This is a genomic window from Paenarthrobacter sp. PAE-2 (genome assembly GCF_026013155.1).
GTDB lineage: Bacteria > Actinomycetota > Actinomycetes > Actinomycetales > Micrococcaceae > Arthrobacter > Arthrobacter ureafaciens.
On record NZ_JAPDNV010000004.1, the window covers coordinates 176,501 to 190,549 of the forward strand.

11 protein-coding genes are annotated in these 14,049 nt (G+C 65.1%); 10 read left to right on the forward strand and 1 reads right to left on the reverse strand.

All coding sequences use genetic code 11. The features are described from left to right. The first annotated feature begins 8 nt into the window (after positions 1 to 8). The 7 genes from argB to OCL88_RS04005 all read left to right on the forward strand — a co-directional run bounded on the left by argB (position 9) and on the right by OCL88_RS04005 (position 7,329). A complete protein-coding gene (gene argB, locus OCL88_RS03975; RefSeq protein WP_264961701.1) occupies positions 9 to 950 on the forward strand; it encodes an acetylglutamate kinase in 942 nt (313 codons plus the stop codon). Continuing rightward, positions 947 to 2,215 carry an acetylornithine transaminase gene (locus OCL88_RS03980; RefSeq protein WP_264961702.1) on the forward strand — a complete coding sequence of 423 codons (1,269 nt, stop codon included), beginning with the start codon at positions 947 to 949 and terminating at the stop codon, positions 2,213 to 2,215. The genes argB and OCL88_RS03980 overlap by 4 nt, the downstream gene beginning before the upstream one ends. Beyond that, the gene (argF, locus tag OCL88_RS03985; protein ID WP_021474292.1) at positions 2,212 to 3,222 is read left to right on the forward strand and encodes an ornithine carbamoyltransferase; all 1,011 of its coding nucleotides are present in this window, start codon (positions 2,212 to 2,214) and stop codon (positions 3,220 to 3,222) included. The genes OCL88_RS03980 and argF overlap by 4 nt, the downstream gene beginning before the upstream one ends. Then, positions 3,222 to 3,758: an arginine repressor gene (locus OCL88_RS03990; RefSeq protein WP_021474291.1), complete on the forward strand. Its 537-nt coding sequence runs from the start codon at positions 3,222 to 3,224 to the stop codon at positions 3,756 to 3,758. Before argF ends, OCL88_RS03990 begins: the two co-directional genes overlap by 1 nt. A 56-nt stretch (positions 3,759 to 3,814) precedes the next feature. Next, positions 3,815 to 5,017: an argininosuccinate synthase gene (locus OCL88_RS03995; protein WP_264961703.1), complete on the forward strand. Its 1,203-nt coding sequence runs from the start codon at positions 3,815 to 3,817 to the stop codon at positions 5,015 to 5,017. Next, a complete protein-coding gene (gene argH, locus OCL88_RS04000; RefSeq protein WP_264961704.1) occupies positions 5,014 to 6,489 on the forward strand; it encodes an argininosuccinate lyase in 1,476 nt (491 codons plus the stop codon). Before OCL88_RS03995 ends, argH begins: the two co-directional genes overlap by 4 nt. 96 nt (positions 6,490 to 6,585) lie before the next feature. Further along, positions 6,586 to 7,329, forward strand: a complete 744-nt coding sequence (locus OCL88_RS04005) for a maleylpyruvate isomerase family mycothiol-dependent enzyme (RefSeq protein WP_264961705.1) — start codon at positions 6,586 to 6,588, stop codon at positions 7,327 to 7,329. Positions 7,330 to 7,485: 156 nt separating this feature from the next. Here OCL88_RS04005 and OCL88_RS04010 read toward each other — a convergent pair whose 3' ends face one another. Further along, complete coding sequence (locus tag OCL88_RS04010; RefSeq protein WP_264961706.1) at positions 7,486 to 8,979, reverse strand: AlkA N-terminal domain-containing protein; 1,494 nt, start codon at positions 8,977 to 8,979, stop codon at positions 7,486 to 7,488. 81 nt (positions 8,980 to 9,060) lie between these two features. Here OCL88_RS04010 and OCL88_RS04015 point away from each other — a divergent pair, with 81 nt between their 5' ends. The 3 genes from OCL88_RS04015 to tyrS all read left to right on the forward strand — a co-directional run bounded on the left by OCL88_RS04015 (position 9,061) and on the right by tyrS (position 13,415). Beyond that, a complete protein-coding gene (locus OCL88_RS04015; protein ID WP_264961707.1) occupies positions 9,061 to 9,720 on the forward strand; it encodes a DNA-3-methyladenine glycosylase in 660 nt (219 codons plus the stop codon). A gap of 118 nt (positions 9,721 to 9,838) precedes the next feature. Continuing rightward, positions 9,839 to 12,067, forward strand: coding sequence for an AAA family ATPase (locus tag OCL88_RS04020; protein WP_264961708.1), 2,229 nt, complete (start codon positions 9,839 to 9,841; stop codon positions 12,065 to 12,067). 37 nt (positions 12,068 to 12,104) lie between these two features. Then, on the forward strand, positions 12,105 to 13,415 hold the full coding sequence (tyrS, locus tag OCL88_RS04025; RefSeq protein WP_193591609.1) for a tyrosine--tRNA ligase: 1,311 nt from the start codon (positions 12,105 to 12,107) through the stop codon (positions 13,413 to 13,415). The last annotated feature ends 634 nt before the right edge of the window (positions 13,416 to 14,049 follow it).

The window sequence follows — 14,049 nt, forward strand, 5'->3', positions numbered from 1 at the left end:
GGATGACCATGACCGCACACACGCGCGACACCACCTCCATGGCCGACGCCCAGGACAAAGCGGGAACCCTCATCGAGGCCCTGCCGTGGATCCAGCGCTTCGCCGGAACCACAATGGTCATCAAATACGGCGGCAACGCCATGGTCAACGACGAACTCCGCCGTGCCTTCGCCGAAGACATCGTGTTCCTCCACCACGTGGGGATCCACCCCGTGGTGGTTCACGGCGGCGGTCCGCAGATCAACTCCATGCTCGGACGCCTCGGCATCGAATCCGAATTCAAAGGGGGCCTCCGGGTCACCACGCCCGAGGCCATGGACGTAGTTCGCATGGTCCTCACAGGCCAAGTGGGACGCGAACTCGTCGGGCTCATCAACTCGCACGGACCCTACGCAGTAGGTATGTCCGGTGAAGACGGCGGCCTGCTCCGTGCCGTCCGGACCGGAACAGTTGTTGACGGTGAAGAGGTGGACCTGGGCCTGGTGGGCGAGGTGGTCGGTGTCGATCCCACGGGGATCAAGGACATCCTTGACGCCGGACGCATCCCCGTGATTTCCACGGTCGCACCGGAGATCATCGACGATGCCACCGGCTTCCAGACCACCGGGCAGGTCCTCAACGTCAATGCCGATACCGCCGCAGCAGCTGTGGCTTCGGCGCTGGGGGCTTCCAAGCTCGTTATCCTCACCGATGTTGAAGGGCTCTACGCGAACTGGCCGGACAAGTCCTCGCTGATCTCGTCCCTGACCGCATCCGAGCTCCGGGACATGCTGCCGCGCCTGGAATCGGGAATGATTCCCAAAATGGCCGCCTGCCTGAAGGCAATCGACGAAGGTGTGCAGCGCGCCCACATCGTGGACGGCCGCCTCGCCCACTCGATGCTGCTGGAGACCTTCACGACGGCCGGCATCGGCACACAGGTAGTACCGGACCAGGAAGTAGAAGCATGAGCAGCAACGAAACACAGTTGGCGGAAGCCGCGGCGTCGACGCTTGTCGCCCAAAGCTCAGGCGCCGACTGGCTGGCCCGCTATTCGTCCTCGCTCATGGGTGTTTTCGGCACCCCGCAGCGGGTACTCGTCCGTGGCGCCGGTTGCCTCGTCTGGGACGCTGACGGCAAGGAATACCTGGACCTCCTCGGCGGCATCGCCGTCAACGCCCTCGGCCACGCGCACCCGTTCGTGACGTCCGTGATTTCAAGCCAGCTGTCCACGCTCGGGCACGTTTCCAACTTCTTCACGAGTCCCACGCAGATCGCGCTCGCGGAAAAGCTCCTGGCCATCAGCCACGCACCGGCAGGTTCAAAGGTGTTCTTCGCCAACTCCGGAACGGAAGCCAACGAAGCAGCCTTCAAGTTGGCCCGCCGGAACAGCGGCAACGGCAAGCGCACCAAGATCATCGCCCTCGAAGGCGCCTTCCACGGCCGCACCATGGGCGCCCTCGCCCTGACAGCCAAGGAAGCCTACCGGGCACCTTTCGAACCGTTGCCCGGCGGCGTGGTCCACATCCCGTTCGGTGACATCGAAGCCTTGCGTGCCGCCGTCGACGATTCCACCGCCGCAGTGTTCCTGGAACCGATCCAGGGCGAAGCGGGCGTGCGTCCGCTCAGCAGCGAATATCTGCAGGCGGCGCGCGAAGCAACCACCGAGGCCGGCGCGCTCCTGATCCTGGATGAGGTCCAGACGGGCATCGGCCGCACCGGCAAGTGGCTGGCCAGCGAAGACGCCGGAATCGTTCCGGACGCCATCACCCTCGCCAAGGGCCTGGGCGGCGGCTTCCCGATCGGCGCCTTGGTGACGTTCGGAAGTACGACGTCGGCCCTGCTCACCGCCGGGCAGCACGGCACCACCTTCGGCGGGAACCCGGTGGCAACCGCCGCGGCGCTCGCGACGCTGCACGCCATCGAAAGCCAGGGCGTGCTGCAGAACGTGCAGTCTGTGGGGGAGTACCTGCGAGCCGGAATTGCCGCCGTCGAAGGCGTTACCGAAGTCCGCGGAGAAGGCCTGCTGATCGGCTTCGACCTGACAGCAGACATTGCCCCCGCAATGGTCACGGCAGCCTTGGACGCGGGGTTCATCATCAACAGCCCCGGCCCGCGGACCATCCGTCTGGCACCACCGCTCATCCTGACCACCGAACAGGCTGACCGGTTCCTCGCCGCCCTCCCTTCCTTGATCGCAACGGCTACCGCCACCACCGCTAAGGACGCACAGTGACTACTCCTTCCACCAGCACCCGGCACTTCCTCAAGGACACGGACCTGACACCGGCCGAGCAGGCCGAAGTCCTGGAACTGGCCGTCCGCATGAAAGCCGCCCCCTACAGCGTCCAGCCGTATGCCGCAGAGGGAAGCGGACGCAAGACGGTCGCCGTGATCTTTGACAAGACCTCCACCAGGACGCGTGTTTCCTTCGCAACCGGTGTGGCGGACATGGGCGGCAACGCGCTCATCATCAATCCCGGCGAAGCACAGATCGGGCATAAGGAGTCCGTCGAGGACACCGCCAAGGTCCTGGAGCGCATGGTATCCACCATCGTGTGGCGCACCGGCGCCCACGCGGGCCTGGTGGCGATGGCGGAAAACTCCAAGGTGCCCGTCATCAACGCCTTGTGCGACGACTACCACCCCTGCCAGCTCCTGGCCGACCTCCTGACGGTCAAGGAGCACAAGGGGAAGCTGGCCGGACTCACCATGGCGTACCTGGGTGACGCCGCCAACAACATGGCCAACTCCTACCTGCTGGCCGGGGTGACCGCAGGGATGCATGTGCGGATCTCCGGCCCCGATGGCTACCTGCCCGCCGCGGAGATTGTGGCTGCGGCAGAGCAGCGGGCCGCAGAGACCGGAGGTTCGGTACTCATCACCACGGACGCCAAGGAGGCCCTCAAGGGAGCCGACGTCGTGGCCACCGACACCTGGGTCTCCATGGGACAGGAAGCGGAGAAGGAAGCCCGCCTGCAACTGTTCCGGGACTACTCCGTGGACGAGGCCGCCATGGCGCAGGCAGCTCCCGACGCCGTCGTCCTGCACTGCCTCCCTGCCTACCGCGGTTACGAGATCTCCGCCGGCGTCATCGACGGACCGCAGTCCATCGTGTGGGACGAAGCGGAGAACCGCCTGCACGCCCAGAAAGCACTCATGGCCTGGTTGATGCACCGCTCCGGGCTCGCGTTTGTCGACGGCCTCGCACCCGTCGAGGGAACCGGCGAGAGCACGTTCTAGTGTCCGTCAACCCGACCGTTCCGGGCGCCAGCCCGGCCACCAAGACTGCCCGGCAGGCGCGCATCACCGCGATCCTGACGGGCGAGTCGGTGCGCTCGCAGGCAGAGCTCGCGGCCCTGCTCGCGGACGACGGCGTCCAGGTCACCCAAGCGACCCTCTCGCGGGACCTCGTGGAACTTGGTGCCGTCAGGGTGCGGGGCAAAGACGGCGCGTTGGTCTACGCCGTCCCGGGCGAAGGGGGAGAGCGGCACGCCAAGAGCGGTGTTACTCAGGAAATTCTTGATGCCCGGCTCAGCCGCCTCTGCGGGGAACTGCTGGTAACGGCAGAGGCATCGGGCAACATAGTGGTCCTCCGAACACCGCCGGGTGCGGCAAATTTCCTTGCCTTGGCCATCGACCACTCCGTGATGCCGTCCGTTTTAGGTACGATCGCAGGCGACGACACCGTGATGTTGGTGGCACGCGATCCTGACGGCGGGGCGGAACTGGCAGCCCGTTTCCTGCAATTGGCTGAGGAAGCCGGACCGGGCAACTGAACGATTTTTTCTTCAAGCATTAGATACAACCAAGCAACAACCAAAGGAGCACTCTCGTGACTGAGCGCATTGTTCTGGCCTACTCCGGTGGCCTCGATACGTCCGTAGCCATCGGCTGGATCGGTGAAGCTACCGGCGCCGAGGTCATCGCCGTAGCAGTTGACGTTGGACAGGGCGGCGAGTCCCTCGAAACCATCCGCCAGCGCGCCTTGGGCTGCGGCGCCGTCGAGGCCTACGTCGCGGACGCCCGCGACGAGTTCGCCAACGAATACGCGATGCCCACTTTGAAGGCCAACGCCCTCTACCAGGGTCACTACCCTCTGGTGTCCGCTATTTCGCGTCCCGTGATCGTCAAGCACCTCGTGAAGGCTGCCCGTGAATTCGGCGCCACCACCGTTGCCCACGGCTGCACGGGCAAGGGCAACGACCAGGTCCGCTTTGAAGTCGGCATCCAGACCCTCGGCCCGGACCTGAAGTGCATCGCACCGGTCCGCGACCTCGCTTTGACACGCGACAAGGCCATTGCCTTTGCCGAAGAAAAGGGCCTGCCGATCGAGACCACCAAGAAGAACCCGTACTCGATCGACCAGAACGTCTGGGGACGCGCCGTCGAGACCGGCTACCTCGAGGACATCTGGAACGCTCCCACCAAGGACATCTACGACTACACGGCTACCCCGGAATTCCCGCCGGCACCGGATGAAGTCACCATCTCCTTCCAGGCCGGCATCCCGGTCGCGATCGACGGCGTGAAGGTCACCCCGCTGCAGGCCATCCAGGAACTCAACCGCCGCGCCGGCGCCCAGGGTGTTGGCCGCATCGACGTCGTCGAGGACCGCCTCGTCGGCATCAAGTCCCGCGAGATCTACGAAGCTCCCGGTGCCATGGCGCTCATCACCGCGCACAAGCACCTCGAAGACGTGACGATCGAGCGCGAACAGGCCCGTTTCAAGGCCACGGTGGGCCAGCGCTGGTCCGAGCTGGTCTACGACGGCCAGTGGTTCTCCCCGCTGAAGCGCTCCTTGGACGCGTTCATCGAGGACACCCAGAAGTACGTCTCCGGTGACATCCGCATGGTCCTCCACGGCGGCCAGGCAATCGTCAACGGGCGTCGCTCGGATACCTCGCTGTACGATTTCGACCTCGCCACCTACGACACCGGCGACACCTTCGATCAGTCCATGGCCCGCGGCTTCATCGAGCTGTGGGGCATGTCCTCCAAGGTTGCCTCCGGCCGCGACCTCCGGGTTGCCGAGTGATTCCTCAGCAGGGCCCACGAGCGCCGGGGTCCCCGGCCGAGCGCAGCGAGGTTGGGGAGCGTTCGGGGACGAACGAAGGTGCACTGTGGGGCGGCCGGTTCGCCGGCGGCCCGGCAGACGCCCTGGCCGCACTGAGCAAGTCCACGCACTTTGACTGGCGTCTGGCCCGCTACGACATCGCCGGGTCCAAGGCGCACGCCCGCGTGCTGCACAAGGCCGGACTGCTGGACGACGCAGAGCTCGAAGGCATGCTCGCCGCCCTCACGCAGCTGGACGAGGACGTCGCCAGTGGCGCTTACCTCCCGGCCGAGAGCGATGAGGATGTCCACGGTTCCCTGGAGCGCGGCCTCATCGAGCGGGCAGGTGCCCGGCTGGGCGGAAAACTGCGCGCCGGCCGGTCCCGCAACGATCAAGTGGCAACGCTGGGGCGCATGTTCCTGCGTGACCATGCCCGGATCATCGCCCAGGGCGTCCTCGCCACGATCGATGCCCTGGTGGAGCAGGCAAAGGCACACCCAGGTGTGGCCATGCCTGGCCGTACGCACCTGCAGCACGCCCAGCCGGTCCTGCTGAGCCACCACCTTCTGGCCCACGCCTGGGCGCTGCTGCGCGATGTCCAGCGTCTCCAGGACTGGGACAAGCGTGCGGGTGTGTCACCCTACGGCTCCGGAGCCTTGGCAGGGTCCTCACTGGGACTGGACCCCGAAGCGGTTGCTGCGGACCTGGGTTTCTACTCGGCCGTGCACAACTCGATCGACGGCACGGCATCCCGCGACGTCTTCGCCGAGTTCGCCTGGGTTTGCTCGATGATCGGCGTGGACCTGTCCCGGATCTCCGAGGAAGTCATCTTCTGGGCCACCAAGGAGTTTTCCTTCGTGACCCTGCATGACTCGTACTCCACGGGGTCCTCCATCATGCCGCAGAAGAAGAACCCGGACGTTGCCGAGCTCGCGCGCGGCAAGGCTGGGCGCCTTATCGGCAACCTCACCGGCCTGCTGGCCACGCTCAAGGGCCTGCCACTCGCGTACAACCGCGACCTGCAGGAAGACAAGGAACCGGTCTTCGACGCCGCCGACACCCTGGAGCTCCTGCTTCCGGCCGTGTCCGGCATGATCGCCACGTTGAAGTTCAATACGGATCGCATGGAGTCCTTGGCTCCCCAGGGCTTCGCCCTGGCCACGGACATCGCAGAATGGCTGGTCCGCCAGGGCGTGCCGTTCCGTGAAGCGCACGAGCTCTCCGGGGCGGCCGTGAAGCAGGCTGAAAGCCGCAACGTGGAGCTCTGGGACCTGAGCGATGATGAGTACGCCGCGATCTCGGAGCACCTGACTCCCGAGGTCCGCAGCGTCCTCAGCACCGAAGGTTCGCTCAACAGCCGTAACTCGCAGGGCGGAACCGCGCCGGCCGCCGTCGAACGCCAACTCAAGGCTCTCGAAGCGGAACTGGACGCAACACGCTCCTACGCGTCATAGCCTGCTTGACCCGGGGCGGGACGGTGCCCTTCCGGCACCGTCCCGCCTTGCTTTAGCTGTCCCGCTCTTGATTCAGGGGTGCGTTAGCATGGCGCTATGACCCCGATCACAGCTGAGACGCTGGCCGCAGAGCTTCACAAAGCCGCCGGCACCGTTATCCGTCTTCTTTCCGCCATGGACGAATCGTCCGTCACCGGGCCATCTGAACTCCCCGGCTGGACACGCGGACACGTACTGGCCCACATCGTTGGAATCTCCAATGCCATGGCCCGGCAACTGGAATACGCGCAGCGGGGCGAAAAGATCGAACTGTATGACGGCGGCATGGAAGGCCGCACGAAGGCGATCGAACTTGCCGCCGGACACAGCCTCGCCGACCACACCGCTTCAGTGACCACCGCCGTCAATGCCGCAGTTGCGGCGTTCGACAGCTTGGAACCGAACGGCTGGCAGGCGCCCATCAGCTACCGCGACGGAACGGTGTTCGACGGCGGCCTGGCGCTTTGGCGCGAACTCACCATCCATGCCTCGGACCTGGGCATGGGCTACGGGCCGGAGACGTGGAGCCGTCCCTTCTGCGAGCACTTGTTCAGCTTCCTTGAACCCCGTGTCCCGGCCGACTACAAGTTAGTCCTGCAGCCCACGGGCCTGGCCCCGCTGCCCCTAGGCCATGGCGGTACCTCCATTGCCATCACGGGGATGCTCACGGATATTGCCGCCTGGCTCGCCGGGCGGGAACCGAGCCTTGGCAGCCTTCGCGCCACAGCAGCCGCCGACGGCGTGGACCTCCCGGACCTGCTGCCCTGGCCCGCAGGAGTCCCGGCCCAACCGGCCCGCTAAACCCCCGTTCCTCTATCACTTCCCGTCGGGTTTCGGGTGTTCCTCTATCACTTCCCGTCGGGTTTCGGGCCTCCCTCTATCACTTCCCGCCGAATGGCTCGACGGCGGCACGTGACCGCCGTCGTCGGGCGCGTGGAAGTGCGACGCGTGGCAATGTCAGGGCTTGACCGCCGCGCGCCACAGGTGCATCACTGCATAAGAACGCCACGGACTCACTTCACGGAAATCGGCGCTCAGCCCTGACCCGTCAGCCACAACTTTCAGCCCGTTGCGCACAGCGGCGTCGTTGCCAATGAACACGTCGGGGGCGCCAAGTACCCGCATGGCCACGTAGCCCACGGTCCACGGCCCGATCCCGGGAAGCGGTAGCAGTTTCCGGGCCAGGGCTGCTTCGTCGTCGCCGTAACCGAAGTCAACACTGCCGTCGGCCATGGCGGTAGCCGCTGAAATCAACGCGTCAATTCTTCGCTGCGGCCCCCGGAGCAGCACGCGTCCGCCTTCGGCGATCTGGGCCGTCGTCGGGAAAAGTCGATCGGGTCCGGCTGTGCCCCCGCCGACGGGAGTCCCAAGAACGGATAGTTGCGTTAGCGCGGTCCGGGCGGCCGCCACGGTGATCTGTTGGCCGATCATGGCTCGGATGAGCAGCTCCGCGGGATCAACAGCCCCGGGCAACCGGATACCCGGCAGCGCCCCTACGCTCCCGCGCAGCCGCGGATCGACGCTCAGTGCCTCATCAATGGCCAAGGGGTCGGCGTCGAGATCGAACAGGCGCCGCACCCGGCTCAGGAGTGCGGGAAGGTCATGAAGGTCCGCCAAAGTGGCCCGGAGTTGAAGCCGCGAACCGCCGGAGCCCCGGTCGACCGCACCCGAAGGGCCAAACGACACCGTAAAAGATGCCTGGCCGCGGGGGAGCTGAAGCGAACGGGAGTAGCTCCTGCACCCTTCCTCCACGGTGGCTGCCTCGATGCCGGGGATCGCTCTTGCCGCCAGGAAATCGAAGATTCCGGCGTCGAAGGGTTCCCGGTAGGGGAGATTCAGTGTCAGCGACGCCGGCGCCGGGGCCGGACCGGCGGACCCCCGGCGCGCCGGGGACTTTGCGGCAGAGCCGCGTAACGCCGTCGGGGTCATGGCGAAGACTTCGCCGATGGTGTCGTTGAACTGCCGGATGCTGTTGAATCCAGAGGCAAAGGCCACATCGGAGAACAGCATGTCCGTGGATACCAGCAGCGTCCTGGCAGTTTGTGCGCGGCTTGCCCGGGCGAGCGACAGGGGTCCGGCGCCGAGTTCGTGGCTCAGGATCCTGTTGAGTTGGCGCGTCGAGTAACCGAGCCTGCGGGCGAGGCCGTCAACGCCTTCGCGGTTGATCACGCCGTCGTTGATCAGGCGCATTGCCCTGCCCGCAACGTCGGACCGGACGTTCCACGCAGGGGTGCCGGGCACGGCCTCGGGCAGGCATCTCTTGCACGCCCGGTAGCCGGCCTCGTGGGCAGCGGCCGAGGTCTCGTAGAACGTGACGTTCCCGGGCTTGGGTGTCCGTGCGGGGCACGAGGGCCTGCAGTAGATCCCGGTGGAACGCACGGCGGTGTAGAACTGGCCATCGAACCGGGGGTCGCGGGTGTCGATCGCCCGGTAGCGCTGCCAGAAGTCCATGGGCCTATCCTCCCAGCCCGGCACCATCGCTGCTAGCGGAAATCGGACGCGGGCTCCGAGGCGGCTTGCTATGGTCGGTCCATGACAGCCAGCTCCGCCAGCGACCCCCGTGCTGTCCGTGATTTCCTCAGCGGAGACCCGCGGACCATCGCCCCGCTTTTTCTTGGGGCGGTCCTGACGCACGAGTCGGAGGCAGGCCCGGTGTCAGTGCGGTTGACAGAGGTGGAGGCTTACCTGGGCCCCCGGGATTCCGCCCATCCGGACCCGGGGTCGCACACCTACGGCGGACGCACGGCCAGGAACGCGCCAATGTTTGGTCCGGCAGGGTTCCTCTACGTCTATTTCACCTACGGGATGCACTATTGCGCCAACATCGTGTGCGGACCGGATGGCTCGCCCTCGGCGCTCCTTCTGCGGGCGGGCGAGATCGTGGCCGGCCAAGAGCTCGCTGCCGCGCGCCGGCCTGCGTCCAAGGCGCACAAGGATTTGGCCAGCGGACCGGCCCGTCTCGCGTCTGCATTGGGGCTTACGACGGCGGACACCGGGCGGGATGCGCTCGCCGCACCTTTCAGTGTGCGGTTGCCTGAGTTCGCGGCCTCTGCAGTGGCCAGTGGTCCACGCGTCGGCGTTGCCGGACCCGGAGGAACCACGGAGTATCCGTGGCGGTTCTGGATCGAGGATGACCCTACCGTTTCCCGGTATAAGGCGGCACGGCCCAAAAGCCCCCGCAAACCGGCATGATGCCTACCCCCGGGTGGTCCCGCGCCCGGCGTTTCCGATATGTGGCATGCGCCCGACGTTTTTACAAAATCGCTGTAGAATGGACGGTCTGTCTTTTTCGATAGGGGTTACGGTTTCGATGCACGACGCTGATTTGGTTCACGAGCAGGAATACGTTGCCGGGTTGTATGCCCGGCTCGATGAGCTGCGCGAAGAGAAGCGCGCCCAGCTGGCGCAGGTTCGCAAAGCCGGTGCCGTGGGAACCATGCAAAACGTTTCTGAACGGGACGCCTTCGCAGCACTGTACGAGGACCGCCTGGCCCAGCTCGACGCCGTCGACGATCGTTTGGTCTTTGGCCGCCTCGATTTGGACAACGGTGAAGCCCAGTACATCGGCCGCATCGGTTTGTCCACGGCCGACCTCCAGCGGCTCATGGTCGACTGGCGCGCCCCTGAAGCCGGGCATTTCTACCAGGCAACAGCGTTCGATCGCCAAGGTGTGCGCCGCCGTCGCCACCTCATCCTGCAGGGGCGTGAGGTAAAAGCGATCGAGGACGACGTCCTGGATGCTGACATGCTTGCCGATGACGACTCCCTGCAGGGCGAAGGTGCCCTGCTGGCTGCACTGAACTCGAAGCGTACCGGGCGCATGTCCGACATCGTCGGCACCATCCAGTCCGAGCAGGACAGGATCATCCGCTCCTCCATTTCCGGTGCCCTGGTAGTACAAGGCGGGCCGGGTACCGGCAAGACCGCGGTCGCCCTGCACCGTGCCGCATACCTGTTGTACACCCACCGGGACAGGCTCAAGAGTGCCGGTGTCCTGTTGGTGGGCCCGTCCTCATCCTTTATGCACTACATCGAACGTGTGCTGCCATCGCTCGGCGAAACCGGCGTGGTGATGGCCAGCCTGGGCCGTCTCATGCCCGGCATCAACGCGGTGCCGGAGCAGGACGCCGACGTCGCTGCGCTCAAGGGCAAGCTGGACATGGCCGCAGTGGTGGCCAATGCCGTCGCCAACAGGCAGCGGACCCCCGGCAAGGACCGGATCCTGGAAGTCGATTCCCGCAAGCTCACACTCACTGAGCGCCAGGTACGCCGGGCGCGGGACAAAGCCCGCGCTACCGGTAAGCCCCATAACGAGGCGCGGCTGACGTTCATCAAGATCCTCCTGCGCGAACTCACTGAGCAGCTCACCGAACAGGTGGAAGCCGACAACATCGGCAACAACGCGGACCGCGCCTACCTCGCCGAAGATGTCCGGACCGCCCGCGATGTGCGCATCATGCTCAATCTCTGCTGGATGCCCATGACGCCAGAAAAGCTCATCTCCGAACTTTTCAGCAAGCCCGCCATCTTGGAGGCCTGCACGCCGCACCTGACCCCGGAACAGCGTGCCCTGCTCCAGCGGCCGGCAGATGCGCCGTGGACCGAAGCGGACGTCCCGTTGCTCGATGAAGCAGCCGAGCTGCTGGGCGAACTGGATCCGGCCGCCGGCAGGGGACTGGCCCAACAGGAAGCAGACCGCGCCCGCGATCTTGCCAACGCCAAGCAGACCCTCGCCAACATGGAGGCCATGGGCGTCGACGTCCTCATGACCGCCGAGGAACTGGCTGAACAAAACCAGGAACGCGAAAACCGCCTCACGGCCGCCGAACGGGCCACCAGCGACCGGTCGTGGGCCTTCGGGCACATCGTGGTTGACGAAGCACAGGAATTGTCGCCCATGCAGTGGCGCCTCCTTGTCCGACGCTGCCCGCTGAAGTCCTTCACCATCGTCGGCGACATCGCCCAAACGAGTGCCGCGGCAGGTGCCAATTCCTGGCAAAGTGCCTTGGCGCCGTCGTTCGGTGACCGCTGGACGTTGGAAGAACTGACGGTCAACTACCGCACGCCGTCCCAGATCGCCGAAGCCGCCGTCCGCATGGCGAACCGCGCAGGCCTGGTTGTCTCCGCGCCGAAGGCCGTCCGCGAAGGCAAATGGTCACCCATCGTTGACCGTGTCGAAGAGGATGGCATCGTTCCGCGGCTGTTGGAAGTCCTGCCGGAGGAAATCGACGCGATCGACGGCGGCCTGCTCGCCGTTATTGCCGATGGTCCCCTGCTGCCGGCCGCCGCCGCGGCACTGCGGGAAGCCTATGGCAAGCGCATCGGGACAGGTGCCGGCAGCTACGAGCAGGACATCGTCGTGATCAGTCCCAAGGAGGCCAAGGGCCTGGAGTTCGACGGCGTCGTGGTGCTGGAACCGGCCGCGATGCTCAATCACGAGCACGGCAAAGTGGGGGACCTTTACGTCGCCATGACCCGGCCGACGCAGCGCCTTCGCCTCATCACGGCCGCACCCCTGCCCGCCGGCATTGAACGGTAGGCAATCCGGGGTGGTCAATCCTGCTAACTTAGATCTCGTGTCACACGTAAACAACATCGAGTCCCAACACAACGATCCCGCCTTTGCCAACATCTGGCAGGAGCTCAAATGGCGCGGCCTGGTGCACGTTTCCACCGATGAAACGGAACTGGAAAAGCTGCTCGCCGGGGACCCGATCACGTATTACTGTGGCTTCGACCCCACCGCACCGTCGCTTCATCTGGGCAACCTCGTGCAATTGCTTTTGATGCGTCGCCTGCAGCTGGCAGGCCACAAGCCGCTGGGCTTGGTCGGCGGTTCGACCGGCCTGATCGGGGACCCGCGTCCGACGGCGGAACGCACCTTGAACACCAAGGACACCGTTGCGGAATGGGTCGGCAGGCTCCAGGGGCAGGTACGCCGCTTCCTGAGTTTCGACGGCGACAACGCCGCCCGCATGGTCAACAACCTGGACTGGACTGCGCCGCTGAGTGCCATCGATTTCCTGCGGGAAATCGGCAAGCACTACCGCGTGGGCACCATGTTGCGCAAGGACGCCGTTGCGTCCCGATTGAACTCTGATGAGGGCATCAGCTACACGGAGTTCAGCTACCAGATCCTCCAGGGCATGGACTACCTTGAGCTCTTCCGCGAGTACGGTTGTGCGCTTCAAACCGGCGGCTCGGACCAGTGGGGGAACCTGACCAGCGGCACCGAACTGATCCGCAAGGTGGAGGGCAAGAGCGTCCACGCCCTGGGCACGCCGCTCATTACCAACTCCGACGGCACCAAGTTCGGCAAGTCCGAGGGCAACGCTGTGTGGCTGGATGCGGAGATGTGCAGCCCGTACACCTTCTACCAGTTCTGGCTGAACACCGCTGATGCCGACGTCGTTGATCGCCTCAAGGTGTTTACGTTCCTGACCCGTGCGGAGATCGAAGAGCTGCAGCAGTCCGTGGCAGAACGGCCCTTCGCCCGCGAAGGCCAGAAGAAGCTTGCGTACGAGGTGACCTCCCTGGTCCATGGCGTGGAAGCGACCGAGAAGGTCATTGCTGCCTCGGCTGCGCTGTTCGGCAATGGCGATCTCTCCGTGCTCGACGAGCCGACCCTTGCTGCCGCAACGGCGGAACTTCCGTCGGCAACCGTCGGTGCCGATGGCTTGGGAATCATCGACCTCCTGGTTGCTTCCGGTTTGTCCGACAGCAAGTCAGCAGCCCGCCGGACCGTGGGGGAGGGAGGTGCCTACGTGAACAACGCCAAGGTCTCGGACCCCGACGCCGTGGTGGCACAGGAGCAGCTCCTTCACGGCCGGTACCTGTTGCTTCGGCGTGGCAAGAAGAACCTTGCCACCGTGGAAGTCTCGGCCTAAGCACCCGTCCCGCATCATCCCGAAGGCCGGCAACCCCAGTGGTTGCCGGCCTTCGGCATACCCACGCGACCCCGGTTGCTCTATCACCTCCCGTCGCTTTTCCGGGGTCGCTCTATCACCTCCCGCCGGTTCCCCAAGGTTGCTCTATCACCTCCCGTCGGTCTTCCAGAGTTGCTCTATCACCGGGAGTCCAGGGCCCGGAAGGGGTAGGTGATGGGGCTCACGGAAGCGCAGTTTCGCTGACTGGGATTGTCTTCGCGCCGTCTCCCCTGTGTTTCAGGGCATTTGGGCGGGTTCCAGGCCGATTTGTAAGTCGGGGTAGAGGCGTGTAATGTCTTCTGAGTCGCCGCGAGTGAGACAGCCTGAGGCTGGAAACCGCGGAGGACAAACCCCTTGATAACAGCCTGAAAATGGTTCGCTTTTATGCGCGACCTTTGCCGGGCGGGGGCGAAACCCCGGTCTGAATCGCGGAAACGCTGATTTGCCAAGACCGAGTTGGTTCGGGTAAGTTTGAAAAGTTGCTCCGGAGTGATCTGCTGGCCGTTGTGGTTGGTGGTGGTAGTGCTTTGGATTAGTGACCTGTTGTTTGAGAACTCAATAGTGTGCCAAGTTTGTTGATACCGATTGTTTTTTG

Coding starts and splice junctions, on each gene's coding strand:
- argB (WP_264961701.1), top strand. CDS start 9: ATGACCGCACACACGCGCGACACCACCTCCATGGCCGACGCCCAGGAC.
- OCL88_RS03980 (WP_264961702.1), top strand. CDS start 947: ATGAGCAGCAACGAAACACAGTTGGCGGAAGCCGCGGCGTCGACGCTT.
- OCL88_RS04005 (WP_264961705.1), top strand. CDS start 6,586: ATGACCCCGATCACAGCTGAGACGCTGGCCGCAGAGCTTCACAAAGCC.
- OCL88_RS04010 (WP_264961706.1), bottom strand. CDS start 8,979: ATGGACTTCTGGCAGCGCTACCGGGCGATCGACACCCGCGACCCCCGG.
- OCL88_RS04015 (WP_264961707.1), top strand. CDS start 9,061: ATGACAGCCAGCTCCGCCAGCGACCCCCGTGCTGTCCGTGATTTCCTC.
- OCL88_RS04020 (WP_264961708.1), top strand. CDS start 9,839: ATGCACGACGCTGATTTGGTTCACGAGCAGGAATACGTTGCCGGGTTG.